General features: G+C 72.1%; 14 protein-coding genes. 2 read left to right on the forward strand and 12 right to left on the reverse strand.

The genetic code is table 11. The annotated features are described in order from the left end of the window. Positions 1–294: 294 nt before the first annotated feature. From ACIGA3_RS07790 to ACIGA3_RS07830, 9 genes are all read right to left on the reverse strand, one after another. Complete coding sequence (locus ACIGA3_RS07790) at positions 295–783, reverse strand: GNAT family N-acetyltransferase (RefSeq protein WP_399711574.1); 489 nt, start codon at positions 781–783, stop codon at positions 295–297. A 116-nt stretch (positions 784–899) separates the two neighbouring features. Further along, positions 900–2,447, reverse strand: a complete 1,548-nt coding sequence (locus ACIGA3_RS07795) for an SWIM zinc finger family protein (protein WP_399711576.1) — start codon at positions 2,445–2,447, stop codon at positions 900–902. 728 nt (positions 2,448–3,175) lie between these two features. Next, positions 3,176–6,022 carry an SNF2-related protein gene (locus tag ACIGA3_RS07800; protein ID WP_399711577.1) on the reverse strand — a complete coding sequence of 949 codons (2,847 nt, stop codon included), beginning with the start codon at positions 6,020–6,022 and terminating at the stop codon, positions 3,176–3,178. Between the two features lie 82 nt (positions 6,023–6,104). After that, positions 6,105–6,686 carry a sugar kinase gene (locus ACIGA3_RS07805; protein WP_399711579.1) on the reverse strand — a complete coding sequence of 194 codons (582 nt, stop codon included), beginning with the start codon at positions 6,684–6,686 and terminating at the stop codon, positions 6,105–6,107. Further along, a complete protein-coding gene (locus ACIGA3_RS07810) occupies positions 6,683–7,828 on the reverse strand; it encodes an ROK family glucokinase (RefSeq protein ID WP_161150764.1) in 1,146 nt (381 codons plus the stop codon). Before ACIGA3_RS07810 ends, ACIGA3_RS07805 begins: the two co-directional genes overlap by 4 nt. Before the next feature lie 81 nt (positions 7,829–7,909). After that, the gene (locus tag ACIGA3_RS07815) at positions 7,910–8,701 is read right to left on the reverse strand and encodes an ATP-binding cassette domain-containing protein (protein WP_399711581.1); all 792 of its coding nucleotides are present in this window, start codon (positions 8,699–8,701) and stop codon (positions 7,910–7,912) included. Further along, on the reverse strand, positions 8,698–9,774 hold the full coding sequence (locus tag ACIGA3_RS07820; protein WP_399711583.1) for an ABC transporter permease: 1,077 nt from the start codon (positions 9,772–9,774) through the stop codon (positions 8,698–8,700). Before ACIGA3_RS07820 ends, ACIGA3_RS07815 begins: the two co-directional genes overlap by 4 nt. After that, positions 9,771–10,787 (reverse strand): sugar ABC transporter substrate-binding protein, encoded by a 1,017-nt coding sequence (locus ACIGA3_RS07825; RefSeq protein ID WP_399711585.1) that lies wholly within the window; start codon positions 10,785–10,787, stop codon positions 9,771–9,773. The genes ACIGA3_RS07820 and ACIGA3_RS07825 overlap by 4 nt, the downstream gene beginning before the upstream one ends. Before the next feature lie 200 nt (positions 10,788–10,987). After that, positions 10,988–11,737 carry a GntR family transcriptional regulator gene (locus ACIGA3_RS07830; protein ID WP_161147059.1) on the reverse strand — a complete coding sequence of 250 codons (750 nt, stop codon included), beginning with the start codon at positions 11,735–11,737 and terminating at the stop codon, positions 10,988–10,990. Between the two features lie 119 nt (positions 11,738–11,856). Here ACIGA3_RS07830 and ACIGA3_RS07835 point away from each other — a divergent pair, with 119 nt between their 5' ends. After that, positions 11,857–12,879 (forward strand): Gfo/Idh/MocA family oxidoreductase, encoded by a 1,023-nt coding sequence (locus ACIGA3_RS07835; RefSeq protein ID WP_399711587.1) that lies wholly within the window; start codon positions 11,857–11,859, stop codon positions 12,877–12,879. Between the two features lie 76 nt (positions 12,880–12,955). On the opposite strand, the gene ACIGA3_RS07840 is transcribed toward ACIGA3_RS07835, so the two are convergent. Beyond that, on the reverse strand, positions 12,956–13,351 hold the full coding sequence (locus ACIGA3_RS07840) for a ribonuclease domain-containing protein (RefSeq protein ID WP_399711588.1): 396 nt from the start codon (positions 13,349–13,351) through the stop codon (positions 12,956–12,958). Positions 13,352–13,490: 139 nt separating this feature from the next. Next, the gene (locus tag ACIGA3_RS07845) at positions 13,491–14,099 is read right to left on the reverse strand and encodes a dihydrofolate reductase family protein (RefSeq protein WP_399711590.1); all 609 of its coding nucleotides are present in this window, start codon (positions 14,097–14,099) and stop codon (positions 13,491–13,493) included. A 227-nt stretch (positions 14,100–14,326) separates the two neighbouring features. Here ACIGA3_RS07845 and ACIGA3_RS07850 point away from each other — a divergent pair, with 227 nt between their 5' ends. Then, a complete protein-coding gene (locus tag ACIGA3_RS07850; protein WP_399711592.1) occupies positions 14,327–14,812 on the forward strand; it encodes a nuclear transport factor 2 family protein in 486 nt (161 codons plus the stop codon). A 164-nt stretch (positions 14,813–14,976) separates the two neighbouring features. On the opposite strand, the gene ACIGA3_RS07855 is transcribed toward ACIGA3_RS07850, so the two are convergent. Continuing rightward, positions 14,977–16,446, reverse strand: coding sequence for an MDR family MFS transporter (locus ACIGA3_RS07855; protein ID WP_399711593.1), 1,470 nt, complete (start codon positions 16,444–16,446; stop codon positions 14,977–14,979). Positions 16,447–16,471 lie beyond the last annotated feature (25 nt).

Raw genomic sequence — 16,471 nt, forward strand, 5'->3', positions numbered from 1 at the left:
AATCCGCACTGTGCGGATGCCGTGTCGCCGCGATGATTACCCCGCCCGGAAATGACCGGAAATACAAAAGCGCTCCCAGCCGGCAGAACCGGCCGAGGCACCTGAAGTTTCGGGAACCACAACTGCAACTGAGATCGACAGTAGCACACCGGAACAGTCCGTGCGCATTATGCAATTCCACTCAGCTCGTTGCGACAAAAACTCTCACTACGCGGCCCGGCAAAGCCTTACTTCGCGAGCACAGATATTGATCCGGGCAGGCGAAGCCGGTGCCCTGCGCACCGGCACACCGCGTCATTCCGAAGGAACGCGAAACTCGTATTCAGGACGGTCCCACAGCACGGCGGGCGGGTTCGCGAGCACGGTCCCGATCCGCACTGCACCGACGCGGCGGTAGAAGCCCTCGGCGGGAAGATGCGACACGACCTTGACGCGGTCGAGCCCGGCGGCACGGGCCTCGGACTGCATGTGCGCGACGAGCAGGCGTCCGATACCCCGCCCTTGCGCTTCGTCGGCGACGAACAGCAGGTCGAGCTCCGGTGGAGCGAGGACGAGCGAGTAGAACCCGAGGACCCGGCCCCCATGCTCGTCGGCGCCGACGGCCACGAAGACGCGGTGCGCCTCGATGTAGTCAGGGCCGACCCGGTAGCCCGCGACCGCGGACGCGTACTTGCCCTCGTAGGCGCTTGAGCCACGCACCAGCCGCGTGAGCCGCTTGGCATCCCGCGCGACGGCCCTCCGTATCGTGATCGGCCGGCTGATCGGGGAAACGCGTGGACTCATCGGGAGAGTATTTCGCACCGAGGGGTGCCTTCGCGCGGCGGGTCGTGCCAGCAAAGTCATGCCTCCGGAGAAGCGCGGTGAACTCTCGCACGGCCTCCACGGCACGCGTACGACACTCAGAGGGAGTCCGGTATGTCCAGGGTGGTGAGGGCGGAGACCGGGTCGAGGTCGGGCGCGCCTCGGGGCCACCAGTCGTCATGGCCGGGCTCCGACTCGTACGCGTACCACAAGCCGTCCTGACCCAGGCGGAGTTGGGCGTGGCGCACCGGGTGGGTGAGGTGGTTGCGCCAGGGGCGGAACGCGGGGAGGTCGGCGGCGAGCAGCAGCGGGCGGGCGCGGTCGAAGCGGCCCGCGGGCGGGTCCCAGGACTCCTCCAGCACGGTCAGCCCGGCGAGGCCGCCCTGCCGCCAGGCGGCTACCGCGCGGGCCAGCTCGGCGGGGGTCCGGTGCACGGCGGCGGCGAGGGTGGCGTACAGGCTGCGGGTGGCGGCGGTCAGGCCGGAGCCAGGGCGGGCCGCCGCCAGGCGCACGGCGTCCTGCCACAGCGTCAGCCCGCCCACCGGATCACGGCCGGTGGTGATCAGCGCGTGCGCGCGGGCGGCGGCGTCGGTGGCCAGCTGGTCCAGCGCGAACGGGTCGGGGCCGCCGGGCGCCGCCGGGTACGCCGGTGGCGCTTCCGGGTGCGCGGGCGGGGGCAGTGGTGCCGGCAGCGGCGGGAGCGGGCGGCCGGCGAGCGCCTCCGATGCCCGCACGCCGGGCAGCGCGGCCGGGCCCCGCTCCCGCGCGGCACGGGCCGCGCCGGCGGCGCTGCGCCGGGAGAGGACGTCCAGCAACTCCCGCTCGCCCCGGCCGCGCAGCAGGAGCAGTACGAACGGGTCGGCGTCCAGCAGACGGGCGGTCTGGTAGCAGAGCGCGGCCGCGTGTTTGCAGGGGCGGCCGGAGTCGGGGCAGCTGCAGTGCGGGGTGAGGTCGCCGGGGCCGGGCAGCAGGGGGACTCCGCAGTCGGCCAGGGTGTGCGGCAGCTCCTTGTCGAGCAGCGCGGCGATGTCCGTGGGGCTGTCGACCGCCGCTTCCAGGAAGCGGTCCCAGTCCGCGTCGTCCAGCGTCCGCAACCGCATCTGCACCCGGTACGGACGCGGGCGGCTCCCCCGTACGTACGCCAGCACGAGCCCCGGTGTCACGGTGATCGCGTCGACATGGCCCGCGTCGGCGTAACCGCGCCCTCGGCTCAGCCGGTTGGCGTCCAGTGCGCCTCGCTCCAGCGCGTCGACCCATGCCTGGCCCCACCAGGTCCCGGCGAAGTCCTGCTGCGGCTCGGGGCGGGGAGCGAACGGGGGGAAGGTGCGGCGGAGTTCGTTGTCGCGGTGGGGGGTGGCCATGGATGGGGGGACTTGTGGGGGCGCAGCGGGGTGGTCGGCGGAATGGGGTTCCGGGCGGGTCGGGGTGGTGCTGGGGGCCGGCGGGGTCGGCCCGTGCTCGGGGCTCGGTTCCGGGGACGTGGGGCGCGGCGGGATCACCGGGCCGGCCTTCAGCAGAGAAGCCATGCTGACGGGCTCGGGGGTGTCGGTGGGCGGCCGGGCCTCGGTGTCCTCAGGGGCGTCGGTGTCCTCAGGGGCGTCGGCCCATTCGGGCATACGGAAGGCGCTGCTGAGGAAGTCCCGCATGTCACGCGCGACTTGGGCATGGGCGGAGCGCCCGGAACCCTCGGCGGGCGCGGGTGCGGGGCGCGAGGTCGTCCGACGTGGGCGCCGCTCCCCACGCTCGGCCTCCCGCCGGGCGGCGCGGAGTGCCTCGCGGGCGACGTCGGCCGGGCGCGGGCCGGCTGGGGTGGGCGGCTCGGTGGTCGGCGGAGGGTCAGCGGGCGTGGGCAGCCCACCGGGATCGGCACCAGCATCCGGAGCGGAGTCCGCCTCCACGCCCTCACGCCGAGCCGCGACAGCCGCCCGCAGCGCGGCCCGAGCAACCTCACCGGGCCGAGTTTCGGTCTCGGCCACCGCCCCCTGCCCCTGCCCCTGCCCCCGGCCTTCCTCCTCAGGCCCGTCGGACGCGACACCATCCGCCCCGGAAGCAGCACGCAGCGCGGCCCGCGCAGCCTCGCTGGGCCGGTTCTCCGCCTCGGGCGGACGGGGCAGCGAGGCGTCTTCGCCACCCTGCCCCCCGCCCGAAAAGCCTCGCAGCGCGGCCCGCGCAGCCCCGCTCGGCCGGTTCTCCGCCTCGGGCGCATCGGCCGGCGCAGCACCTTCCTCAGCCGGCTCCCCACCGAAGGCGCCCCGCGCCGCACCACGCCCAGCACTCTCTTCCGCACCGCGCCCCGCGCCGGAGGTGTCCTCCCCCGACCGAGCCGCGCGCAGCGCCTCGCGCGCCTCCTCCGCCGGGCTGTTCTCCCCGGAACTCATGCCGGCCTCCGCAAGGACACGAGGTCGGTCAGCTCACGGTCGGTCAGCTCGGTGAGGGCGGCCTCGCCGGAGCCGAGGATGGCGTCGGCGAGGGCGCGCTTGGCCGTGAGCATCTCGGCGATGCGGTCCTCGACGGTGCCCTCGGTGACGAGGCGGTGGACCTGGACGGGCTGGGTCTGGCCGATGCGGTAGGCGCGGTCGGTGGCCTGTTCCTCGACGGCCGGGTTCCACCAGCGGTCGAAGTGGACGACGTGTCCCGCGCGGGTGAGGTTCAGACCGGTGCCGGCCGCCTTGAGAGAGAGCACCAGGACCGGGATCTCACCGGACTGGAAACGGTCGACCATCCGCTCCCGCTCGGGCACCGGGGTGCCGCCGTGCAGGAGGTCGACAGGGACCGCGCGGTCGGCGAGGTGGGCGGTGATGAGCCGGGCCATGCCGACGTACTGGGTGAAGACCAGGACCGAGCCGTCCTCGGCGAGGACGGTGTCCAGCAGTTCGTCCAGCAGGGCGAGCTTGCCGGAGCGGGCGGAGAGCCGGTCCGGGTGGGACGGCTCCTCCTTGAGGTAGAGCGCCGGGTGGTCGCAGATCTGCTTGAGGGCGCCGAGCAGCTTCAGGACCAGGCCCCGGCGGGCGATGCCGTCCGTTTCCTCGATGGCGAGCATCGACTCCCGCACGACCGCCTCGTACAGCGCGGCCTGTTCGCGGCTGAGCGGGACGGGGTGGTCGGTCTCGGTCTTGGGGGGCAGTTCGGGCACGATGCCGGGGTCGGACTTCTTGCGGCGCAGCATGAACGGCCGGACCAGCCGGGCCAGCCGCTCCACCGCCTCGGCGTCCTCGCCGTTCTCCACGGCACGCGCGTGCCGGGCGCGGAAGGATTTCAGGGGGCCGAGCAGGCCGGGGGTGGTCCAGTCGAGCAGGGCCCACAGCTCGGAGAGGTTGTTCTCCACCGGGGTGCCGGTGAGCGCCACGCGCGCGGGGGTCTTGATGGTGCGCAGCGCCTTCGCGGTGGCGGAGTACGGGTTCTTCACATGCTGGGCCTCGTCCGCGACGACCATGCCCCAGGGCCGCTCGGCGAGCTGGGCTGCGGCGGAGCGCATGGTGCCGTAGGTGGTGAGGACGAAGCCGCCGGTGAGGCCGTCGAGGGTGCGGTCGGCGCCGTGGAAGCGGCGGACGGGGACGCCGGGCGCGAAGCGGTTGATCTCCCGCTGCCAGTTGCCCAGCAGGGAGGCGGGGCAGACCACGAGGGTCGGCTCGGTGCGGGCGCGCTTGAGGTGGAGCGCGATGAGGGTGATCGTCTTGCCGAGGCCCATGTCGTCGGCGAGGCAGCCGCCGAGCCCGAGGGAGGTCATGAGGTCGAGCCAGGCGAGGCCGCGCAGCTGGTAGTCGCGCAGGGTCGCGTCGAGCCCGGCGGGCGGCTCGGCCGGGGCGATGCCCGCGGTGAGCCGGTCGCGCAGGGCCGCGAGGGCGCCCGTGGGGACGGCCTCCACGGTCTCTCCGTCGACCTCGGCGGTGCCGGTGAGGGCGACGGAGAGCGCGTCGACGGGGTCGAGCAGGCCCAGTTCGCGCTTACGGGCCTTGCGGACCAGGGCGGGGTCGACCAGGACCCAGCGGTCGCGGAGCCGGACGACCGGGCGGTGTGCCTCGGCGAGGGTGTCCATCTCGGCCTCGGTGAGCGGGTCGCCGCCGAGCGCGAGCTGCCAGCGGAAGCTGAGCAGTTCCTCGCTCTCGAAGAAGCCGGTGCCGTCGGTCGCGGAGCCGGGGGCGGTGCGGACCTCGGCGGTGGCGGCGAGGTCGCTCGCGAGGTCGCGGGGCCAGTGCACGGCGACACCGGCCGCGGCGAGCCGGCCCCCCGCGACGCCGAGCAGGTCGGTGACCTCCTCCTCGGACAGGGCGAGCACGTCGGGCACGTCCTGTTCGGTGAGCCGGTCCAGCGGCGCCCACACGCGCGCCGCGCGCCGGACGGCGAGGGCGGCGTCCACGTGCGCGCGCGGCCCGAAGGCGTCCGCGTCCCCGGCCCACACGGTCGCCGCGTCGGCCACCAGGGTGGGGTCGGCGAGGCTGTGGACCTGGACGACGGCGGCACCGGCGGCCCGCGCCCGCTGGTCGTCGCCGGTGTCGAAGACGCTGTACCCGGACAGGTCCAGGCGCAGCGAGATGCGGACGCCCGCGTCCATGCCCGCGGCGACCTCGGCGGCCCAGTCGTGGGCGCCGGGCAGCGGCTGGGGCTCGCGGGCGGCGAAGGGGCGCCCGCTGGTGTGCGGGGCGGCGGGGGTGCGGGGCAGCGTGTCCGCGACGGCGTCCAGGAAGGAACGGACCAGCGCCTCGGGTTCAGGCAGGGTCAGCGGGCCGGGGCCGGGCAGCGGCACGGCGTGGCCCTCGGGCGGCAGGGCGGCGGCCACCGCGCGCAGGTGCGCGATGTCGTCGGGCTCCAGCGGTCCGGCGCGCCAGGCGTCGTGCCCGCTCGGGGTGAGGCCGGGCAGCAGGCGTCCGCGCGCGGCCAGGCGCAGGGCGTGCAGCGCGGCGGCGCCCCAGCAGGCGGTGGCGGGGTGGGCGGCCGGGTCGTGCCGGGCGCGGACCAGCAGGGGCAGCGCGTCGGCGAGGGGCAGGGTGAGCGCGGGCACCTGGCGGCGTCGTACGCCCGTACCGTGCGGGCGTACGACGGTCAGTTCGTCGGTGGCGGCCGGGCCGGGCAGGGGGTCGCCGGCGGGGTCCCAGAAGGCGATGCGGGCCTCGCGCGGGAGGGGCGCGGGCAGGTACACGCAGGCGAGGCGCGCCGGGACCGTGTCCTCGGTCCACGCGCGGCCTGTCGTGGGGGCCTGTGCCGTGGCCGTGCCGTCGCTCATGTGTCCTGTCACCTCCCGTCCGTGCCGGATGAGCTGTCTCCGACTGTACGGGTGGGGTCTGACAACGGGTTCCGGAGCGTGCTCAGGGCACCGTGCGCGAGACCGCGTACACCATCGGGTACTGCGGGTCGGACATGTTCACGACCACGTCCTGGGTGGGCGCGGGGTTCTTCTGCTTGTGGGTGAAGCCGGACCAGGGGCCGGGGCCGGTGAGGTCCCAGCCGGAGATCTGCCGGTCGCGGGCGCCGATGGTGACGGCGCCCTGCTTCAGCTGGTCCCGGCGCAGGCCGAGGGTGCCGAGGAAGCTGTCCAGGCCCGCGCCGTTGGTGCGGAACTGCACGTACAGGCGGCTGGTCTTCCAGTTGTTGGTCTCGTAGTAGGCGAGCCGGTCGGCGGGGTGCGGTACGGGCACCTGGTAGAGGCGGCGCTGCACCTTGGAGGGCCAGCCGGGGGCGAGGCCGGTGGCGGAGTACTTCGCTTCCTTGTCCTTGCCGCTGTCGCGGCTCTGGTTGGCGGAGATCACCAGATAGCCGGCCGGTACGCCGGTGAGCAGCACGATGATCAGCAGGGTGAGGGCGCGGCGCTTGACGCGGTGGCGCGGGTCCTCGCCCGCCGGGTGCGGCGTGGTGGGGGCGGCTGCCTGGTGGGGAAGCGAGGTGGTCATGCGGTGTCCCGGTCGCGGCGGGTCTGGGTGTACCGCTCGTAGCGTTCGTAGCGCTCCACGCGGCGGCGCTTGGCGCGGCGGAAGCGGCGGGCGACCAGCCGGGCGAGGTCCGCGGCGCCGACCATGCCGGCCTCGGGGCCGAGCTGGGCGCGGGTGATGCGGGCCTCGGGACGGTAGCCGCGGCCGGTGAGGTGGCGCTTGAAGGCGTCGCGGGCGGGGCCGATGAGGAGGTCGTCGGCGGCGCTGACGCCACCGCCGATGACGAAGCAGGAGGGGTCGAGGGCGGCGGCGAGGTTGGCGATGCCGACGCCGAGCCACTGGCCGATGTCCTGGAGCAGCTCGATGCACATGGCGTCGCCCTCGCGGGCCAGCTCGGTGATCATCGGCCCGGTGATGTCGCCGATGTTGCCCTTGACGTGCTCGATGATCCCGTAGGCGACCGGGGAGTCGGCGGCGGCCAGCTCCCGCGCCTCGCGGACCAGGGCGTTGCCGGAGCTGTACTGCTCCCAGCAGCCGCGGTTGCCGCACGGGCAGCGGTGTCCGCCGGGCACGACCTGCATATGGCCGAACTCGCCCGCGACGCCGAACTTGCCCCGCTTGACCTGACCGTCCTCCAGGATGGCGCCCCCGATGCCGGTACCGAGGGTGATCATGACGAGGTGGTCCTCGCCGCGCCCGGCGCCGAAGCGCCACTCGGCCCAGGCCGCGGTGTTGGCGTCGTTGTCCACGAGGACGGGCACGGACAGCCGGCCGGAGAGGCGGTCGCGCAGGGGTTCGTTGCGCCAGGACAGGTGGGGGGCGAACAGCACCCGGTTGCGGTCGGCGTCGACCCAGCCGGCCGCCCCGATGCCGACGGCGTGCACGTCGTGCCGGTCGGAGAGGTCGAGCACCAGCTCGACGATGGTGTCCTCGACGACCTGGGGGCTCTTGGACTTGTCCGGGGTCTCCGCGCGGAGCTTCTCCAGGATGTTGCCGTCGGCGTCCACGACGCCCGCCATGACCTTGGTGCCGCCGATGTCGATCCCGACCGTCGGCACCCTGGGCGCGGTCAGGTGGGAGCGGCGTTCCCTGGTGCCCACCGTGCGCAGGACGGGGGCGCGGCGGGAGCCGATGGGGGCGGCGAGGTCGCGGTAGGTGCTCATCGGGCTCGATTGTGCCTCACGCTCACGCCGAGCGCGGCGCTGTCAGGGGCGGAGCCGCGAATCCCCGCGGCCCCGCGCCGGTCAGCCGCGCTTCAGCTCGTGGTGCAGAGCGTCCAGGTCCGCTCCGCCCGCCATCTGCTTGGTCAGTTCGTCGAGGGTGATCTCGTCGCGTGTGTGGTTGCCCACCATGGCGCCGCGGCGCAGCAGCACGAAGCGGTCGCCGACGAGATGCGCGTGGTGCGGGTTGTGGGTGATCAAGACAACACCCAGGCCGGCGTCCCGTGCCGCGGCCACATATTTGAGGACCACACCGGACTGCTTGACGCCCAGGGCGGCGGTGGGCTCGTCCAGGACGAGCACCTTGGCGCCGAAGTGGACGGCGCGCGCGATGGCCACGCACTGGCGCTCGCCGCCGGAGAGGGTGCCGATGGGCTGGTCGACGTCGCGCAGGTCGATGCCCATGCGCAGCAGTTCCTCGCGGGTGGTGCGGCGCATGAGGTCGGTGTCCAGGCGCGCGAAGGGGCCCTTGCCCTTGCGGGGCTCGGAGCCGAGGAAGAAGTTGCGCCAGACCGGCATCAGGGAGACGACGGCGAGGTCCTGGTAGACCGTGGCGATGCCCCGGTCCAGGGCGTCGCGCGGGGAGGCGAGCCGGGTCTCCTCGCCCTCGATGCGCAGGGTGCCGCCGTCGTGCTGGTGGAGGCCCGCGATGGTCTTGATCAGGGTGGACTTGCCCGCGCCGTTGTCGCCGAGGACGCAGGTGATCTCCCCGGCGTGCACCTGAAGGGAGACGCCTTCCAGGGCGCGGACGTTGCCGTAGCGCTTGCTGACGTCCGTCAGCTCGACCAGGGGGGTGCGCTCTTCGGTGACGGTCATTTCGTGGCCTCCGCGCGCTTGCGGACCCAGGTGTTGAGCAGGGTCGCCAGGAGGAGCATCGCTCCGAGGAAGAACTTGAACCAGTCGGGGTTCCACTCGGCGAAGACGATGCCCTTGCTGGTCATGCCGAACAGCAGCGCGCCGACCGCCGAGCCGATGGCGCTGCCGTAGCCGCCGGTGATCAGGCAGCCGCCGATGACGGCCGCGATGATGTAGATCAGCTCGTTGCCGACGCCCTCGCCGGACTGGACGGTGTCGAAGGAGAACAGCAGGTGCTGGCCGGAGACCCAGGCGCCGAACGCGACGCCCATGTAGAGGCCGATCTTGGTCTTGGCGACGGGGACGCCGACCGCGCGGGCCGCGTCCTCGTTGCCGCCGACCGCGAAGATCCAGTTGCCGACGCGGGTGCGCAGCAGCACCCAGGAGCCGAGGGCGACCAGGCCGAGCCACCACAGCACGGTGACCTTGATGTCGAGCCCGCCGAGGGTGAGCGTCGAGGCGAAGACGGCGCGGGCGCTCGGGAAGCCCTCCATGTCGCCGATGGACTTGGTGGAGACGGTGTCGTCGATCAGCTTGGTGAAGCCGAGGTTCATGCCGGTGAGCATCAGGAACGTGCCCAGCGTGACGATGAAGCTGGGCAGCTTGGTGCGGGTGAGCATGTAGCCGTTGAACGCGCCGACGGCCAGGGTGAGCAGCAGGGAGACGCCCGCGCCGACCCAGGCGTTGGCCGTCATCTGGTAGCTGAACATCGAGGAGATCAGCGCGGAGGACGTGACCATGACGCCCGCCGAGAGGTCGAACTCGCCGCCGATCATCAGCAGGGCCACGGGGACGGCCATGATGCCGATGGTCGAGGAGGCGTACAGCACGGTGCCGATGCTGGACGGGCGCAGGAACCCGTCGGCGGCGACCGCGAAGAAGACCAGGACGGCGAGGGCGCCGACGACCGAGCCCAGTTCGGGCCGGGACAGCAGCTTGCGCAGCGGGGAGGTGCGCAGCAGCCGTTCGTCGCCGGGCCGGTCACCGCCCGGGGCGGGGCCGCCGGCCGGGCGGATGTCGGTGGTGGTGCTCATCGGGTGCCCCGATCGGTGTACGCCGCGAGCGCGCCCGCCTGGTCCTTGGTGATGATCTGCGGGCCGGTCAGGACCGGCTTGCCGCCGCCGAGGACGTCGCCGTTGTACTTGTACAGCCACAGCAGGTCGACCGCCTCGTAGCCCTGGAGGTAGGGCTGCTGGTCGACGGCGAAGCCGAGGGTGCCGTCCTTCAGCTCGGCGGCGACCTTGGCGTTGAGGTCGAAGGTGTCGACCTCGGCCTTGCTGCCGGCGTCCTCCTTGGCCTTCACCACGGTGTCGGCGTAGGGGGCGCCGAGGGTCACGACGGCGTCCACGTCCCGGTCGGCCTGGAGCTTGGCGCCCACGGCGGACTGCACGTCGGGCATGTTGGTGCCGTTGACGTAGAGCTTGCGGACCTTGCCCTTGAAGGTCTTCTCGACGCCGTCGCAGCGCTGCTCGTGGCCGACGTTGCCCTGCTCGTGCAGGACGCACAGGGCGTTCTTCCGGCCGCGCTTGTTCAGCTCCTCGCCCACGGCCTCACCGGCGATGGTCTCGTCCTGGCCGATGTGGCTGAGCGCGCCGAACGCCTTGGACCGCGCCGAGCCGGAGTTGACCGTGACCACCGGGATGCCGGCCTTGTGGGCGCGGGCCACGGCCGCCTTGAGGGCGTCGGGCTTGGCGAGGCTGACGATGATCCCGTCGACCTTCTTGTCGATCGCGGCGTCCACCAGCTGGGCCTGCTGCTGGGCCTCGTCGTCGTGCGAGTACAGGAAGTTGATGTTGTCCTTGATCGCCGCCTGCTTGGCGCCGCTCTGCACGATGTCCCAGAAGGTGTCGCCGTCTCCGGAGTGGGTGATCATCGCGATGGTCCAGCGGGGGGTGGTCACCGCTGCCCTGCCCTGAGCCGTGGCGGCCTTGCGGGCGTCCTCGGCCCGCTTGCCGCCGGTGCTGCTGCAGGCGGTCAGCGAGACGCAGGCGAGCAGTGCGAGCGCTCCTGCCACCGTCATGCCTACCCGGTTCTGAAACCGTGCCACGAGGCCATGCCCCTTCTTGCCGTGTTCTGACGTGCTCCTACGTGCGAGAGGGGCGGGCGAGCGCGCCGATTCTCAACGTCTCGACGGTGCCTCCACCTGCCCCAAACACTTCAGTATCGAACACAAGGAACACTCGTTACATGTCCGGGGCGTACCTGATGGGGCGTTTGTCCGGACAATGTGACGCGACAGGGGGCGGCTCAGGAGCGCACGAGGAGCTGGAACTCGAAGGAATACCGGGCCGGACGGTAGGTGTGGTCGCCGTGCTCGACCGCGCGGCCGGTGTCGTCGAACGTGACGCGCCTCATGGTGAGCAGCGGGGCGCCCTCGGCCTCGGCGAGCCGGTCGGCCTCGGCGGGGGTGGCGCCGCGGGCGCCGATGGACTGGCGGGCGCTGTGCAGGGTGATGCCGGCCGAGCGCATCATCCGGTACAGGCCCGTCGCCTCCAGCCGGGCGGTGTCGAGGTCCAGCAGGCCGAGCGGCAGATGGTTGATCAGGTACGCCATCGGCTCACCGTGGGCCAGCCGCAGCCGCTCGACGCGGTGCACATCGCCGCCCTCGGTGACGCCGAGCGCCGCGGCGATCTCGGCGGTGGCCGGGACGACCGTGTTGACCAGGACCTTGGTGGCGGGCCGCTGTCCGGCCGCCTCCAGATCGTCGTACAGGCTGCTCAGTTCCAGCGGGCGCTTGACCTGGCTGTGCACGACCTGGGTACCCACGCCCCGGCGGCGCACCAGCAGGCCCTTGTCGACGAGGGACTGGATGGCCTGGCGGACGGTGGGCCGGGACAGGCCGAGCCGGGCGGCCAGCTCGATCTCGTTGCCGAGCAGGCTGCCGGGGGTGAGGGCGCCGCGCTCGATGGCGGCCTCCAGCTGCTGGGCGAGCTGGAAGTACAACGGCACCGGGGAGCTTCGGTCCACGCGGAGGTCGAGCGGCGCGGTCGGGTCCACATCTGGTTTCGGCACGGGCTCGAGCGTAGTCCGGCGACCGGTTGACGGGAAGTCGTGAAGTCCGGTTGTCCGGACATTTGAATTGACAGGTGCACGTTGTTCCCCCTCAATGTGTCTTCATGCGCATCGGGGTCATCGGTACGGGCCGCATCGGCACCATCCACGCCAACACGCTGAGCCGCCACCGGGAGGTCGGATCGCTGATCCTGACGGACTCCGATCCGTTACGCGCGCAGGAACTGGCGCACCGGCTGGGCGAGACGGCGGCGCCGGGCGTGGACGAGGTCTTCCACTGGGGCGTGGACGCGGTGGTGATCACCACGGCGACGGCGGCGCACGCGGAGCTGATCGGCCGCGCGGCCCGCTCCGGGCTGCCGGTGTTCTGCGAGAAGCCGATCGCGCTCGACCTGCCCGGCACCCTGCACGCGCTCGCCGAGGTCGCGGCGGCCGGGACCGCGCTCCAGATGGGCTTCCAGCGGCGCTTCGACGCGGGGTACGCCGGCGCCCGTGAGGCGGTGCGCTCGGGCCGCCTCGGCCGGCTGCACACCGTGCGCGCCCTGACCTCCGACCAGTCCCCGCCCCCGCGCGAGTGGCTGCCACTGTCCGGCGGCCTGTTCCGGGACACCCTGATCCACGACTTCGACGTACTGCGCTGGGTGACCGGCCGCGAGGTGGTGGACGTGTACGCGACCGGCTCGGACGCCGGTCCCCCGATGTTCCGCGAGGCCGGTGACGTGGACACCGGCGCGGCCCTGCTCACCCTGGACGACGGCACCCTGGCCACGGCGACCGCGACCCGGCTGAACGGGGCCGGTTACGACGTACGCATGGAGCTGTCCGGCGAACTGGACACGGTCGTTGTCGGCCTGGACGACCGCACCCCCATCGCCTCCACCGAACCCACCGGCCCGCCCCCGGCCGACAAACCATGGGCGGGCTTCCTCGAACGCTTCGGCTCCGCCTACGAGTCCGAACTCTGCGCCTTCGTCGACGTCGTCCGCGGCGAACGCCCCAACCCCTGCGACGGCTGGCAGGCACTCCAGGCCCTCCGCATCGCCGAAGCCTGCGAGATCTCACGCCACGAACGAAGAGCGGTGGCCCTGGCGGAGGTTCCGGGCCGGGTGGAGCCCTCATACACCTGAGCCGCGCGGACATGGCCCCGCCCCGCGACCCCGGGCGTGGGGGGAAGGGTCGCGGGGCGGGCCGTGCGGGGGGGGGTCAGCAGCCGTAGTCGATGAGGTTGAACGTGGCGTAGTGGTCGGAGGTGTAGTAGTCCTCCTCGTACTCCTGACCCGTGACGATGCGGCGGGCACCGCGGGTGGACTCGCCGGGGGTGATGACCGTGTACTCGTGGTAGTACCCGGAGGACTGGCCGGGGAGGACGCCCTCGCGGTTCTGGAAGACCACACCGTCCTGGGAGTACGGGTAGGGGCCGCCCTGCGCGATGAGGTCGAGGGTGTCGTGCGCCTGCGACGGCAGGGAGCCGTAGCAGATGCTGCCGACCGACGCGGTGGCCGCGTCCGCGGTGGTGGCGGAGACGGTGCCGCCGACGAGGAGGGCGGAGAGGAGGGCCGCCGCAGCGCCGATACGAGTGGTGCGTGGGGGGAATCTCATGGGTTCATGATGACGCGCGTAGACACGTCCATGTCAATGACGAAGATGTGGATTTTCCCGGCAGGTCCGATGAGTTCTCAAGGAGTTAACCTGCGTCAACAGGAGCTGTTGGGGCTCCTGTTGACGTCACGTCGGCCGACTAGAAGGACCCGTACTCGGGACTGCCCGCCAGATCGTAGGACTGGATGGAGACACCCTTCCCGGTGACCTGTCCGCCCGCGTGCCGGAAGCGGGTGGGGACTGCGCCCTCCACGAACAGGCGGCGGCCCTCTCCCAGCACCACGGGGAAGGTCAGCAGGTGCAGGGTGTCGATCAGGCCCAGGTTGACCAGCGCCCGGACCAGCGCCCCGCTGCCGTGGATCTGCACCTCGCCCTCGGTGCGCTGCTTCAGCGCCTGGACCTCCTTGCCGAGGTCGCCGGAGAGCACGGTGGTGCCGGCCCACTCGGGGTCCTCCAGGGTGGCGGAGACGACGTACTTCGGCAGCGTGTTCAGCTTGCCCGCGACCGGGTCGGCGGGGTCGGTCACCTTCGGCCAGTAGCCGGCGAAGATGTCGTAGGTGTGGCGGCCGAGCAGGAAGGCGCCGGCCCGGCCGAAGCTCTCGTCGACGAAGCCGCCGAAGTCCTCGTCGGCGTACGGGAAGGTCCAGCCGCCCTGGCCGAAGCCGCCGCTGGTGTCCTCCTCAGGTCCGCCGGGGGCCTGGTACACGCCGTCGAGCGAGACGAAGACGGTGGAGACGAGCTTGCCCATGGAATGCCTTCTTCCGGTGATGAGGTCCACTGCCGGCCGGGGAGGGCCGTCGTTGTCAACGGTGCGGACTCCGCTTCCGCGCGCAACTCATCGGTCCGGCCCGGGACACGACTGCTTTCGAGTTTGCGCCATGGACGGCCGGTGGAACGTTTTCATGATGGAAACTCCGTGGCATCATGAGTGGAAACATGAGTGGAAACTCGTCCGGCGGCCCGGAAGGGACCGAAATGGCCTCCACGAACGACGATCTTCTCGCCATCATCGCGGCGGAGCGGGAAATCTACCGGACTTTCTACAAGTTCTTCCGACTGGTGGACACGGGCCGGTACGAACAGCTCGTCGAATGCTTCACGAAGGACGCGCTGATCGAGTACGACGTGATGCCCGGGCCCACCCAGCGCTTCCACGGACGCGACGAGTTCACCGCCTTCATGTCGGCCGGCCGGCCCGGGAAGCGCGAGCCCACGGTCGCGCACGTCCTCGGCCAGACGATCGTCGAGTGGACCGACAGACGGCCCCACCTGCAGGCTTACGCCACGGTGTGGCACTGGAGCGCCACCCGCACACGCGACGGCCGACCACGGCCCGCGGACTGGACCGTGGTGGGTCTCGTGGAGGACGACTTCGACAAGGAGGACGGCCGCTGGCTCATCAGCCGCCGCTACGTGGCCCCGGTCGCGGGACTCGTCGCGGCCGGGACAGGGCCGATGTAACGATTTCCCGGCACACGCGCAGGCGGATGCCAGGGCATCCGAAATGCGTCACCGATGTATCCGAATTCCCGTCACCGATATATTCGAGCGGCTGTCACCGTTTCCCCGGAAAACACGAGCAGTCCGAGGCAATCCGTTTTTGTTCAGTCCCCCTGGAATCCGGCTCAGTCGACATTCTCCTGGTGTCCGGCACGCGCGACGGACCGCTCGGCATCCGGCTCTTCTGCGGGCCGCTCCGGTGCCGCGACCGCGCGCCCCGGGATGAACAGACTGGCGACGATCATCACGAGCAGTGCCACCACCACGGCCAGGTAGGCGTGGTGGAATCCGGACCGGGGACGGTCCACGCCCGCGCTCTGCATCAGCAGTGCGACCGCGGCGATGCCGATCGACGCACCGAGCTGGTTGAGCATGTACAGCACGGAGCTGCCCTGGGGGACGAGCCGTGGCGGCAGGGTCCGGTACACCGAACCGATCACCGGGGCCCCCGCCGAGCCCGTACCGATACCGAGGGTGAAGGCGGCCAGGAGCGGCCACAGTTGATCGGTCTGCGCGTCGAACCGGCTGAACGCCAGCGAGCTGAGCAGCGCGGTCGCCGCACCGGTCAGGGCCAGGTTGCGCGAACCCCAGCTGTCGGACAGCCGTCCCGCGAGCGGCATCACCAGCGCGGAGCCCACCCCGAAGGGCGCCAGGCGCAACCCGGACTCGAACACGCCGTATCCGCGCACCTGTTGGTAGTAAAGCGGGATCACGAAGATGCTGGCGAACGTGGCGAGTCCCAGCACCGCGGCCGCGACGACGCTCGCGGTGAAGCCGCGCCGCGTGAACAGCCTGAGCTCGATCAGCGGCGGCGTCTCGCGGGTGCGCAGCGCGTGGACCGCGTACCCGGTGAGCAGGACGACGGCGAGGGCCAGCGGAAGCAGCACGTGCCACGTGGCGAACGAGCCGCGCCGGGCAACCTCCGACAGTGCGAGCACGCCGGTCGCGACGCCGGGGCCGATCAGCGCGACGCCCAGGACGTCCAACCGGCCCACCGCCGCGCGCCCCTCGGGCGGATCAGCGGGCAGTGTGCGCCGGGCCAGGACGAAGGCGACGATCACGATCGGCATGTTGACGAAGAACATCCAGCGCCAGTCGAGGCCCTGCAGGATGATCCCGCCGACGATCGGCCCGAGCACGGGGCCGGTCGAGCCGACGATCCCCATCACGCCCATCACCCGGCCGACCAGGGCGGGTCCTGCGGCACGGGCCAGCAGGGTGAGCATCAGCGGATCGAGGATTCCGGCGCCGACGCCCTGCACCACGCGGAAGAGGATGAGGCTGCCGATGTTCCAGGCGAGCCCCGAGGCGACCGATCCGGCCATGAACAGCGCGAGGCCGCACAGCCACAGCCGCCTGCCGCCGACTCGCTCCACCGCCCACGCGGTGACGGGGATGGTCACGGTCAGCGCCAGCAGGTAGCCGGTCGACACCCAGCCGGTCGTACTGAGCGAGGCGTCGAAGCGGGTGGACAGCGTGTCCACGGCCACGGCGGTCATCGACCCGTCGAGGATGCCCATGATCCCGCCGATGAGGATCACACCGATCATCCGCCGCAAGGCCGGGTCGAGCTTGTCGTCCAAGGGGGTGGCCATCGTCGTCTCCCGACGGAGTCGCTTG

The organism is Streptomyces sp. NPDC085596, assembly GCF_044541565.1.
In the GTDB taxonomy this organism is placed as follows: Bacteria; Actinomycetota; Actinomycetes; order Streptomycetales; family Streptomycetaceae; genus Streptomyces.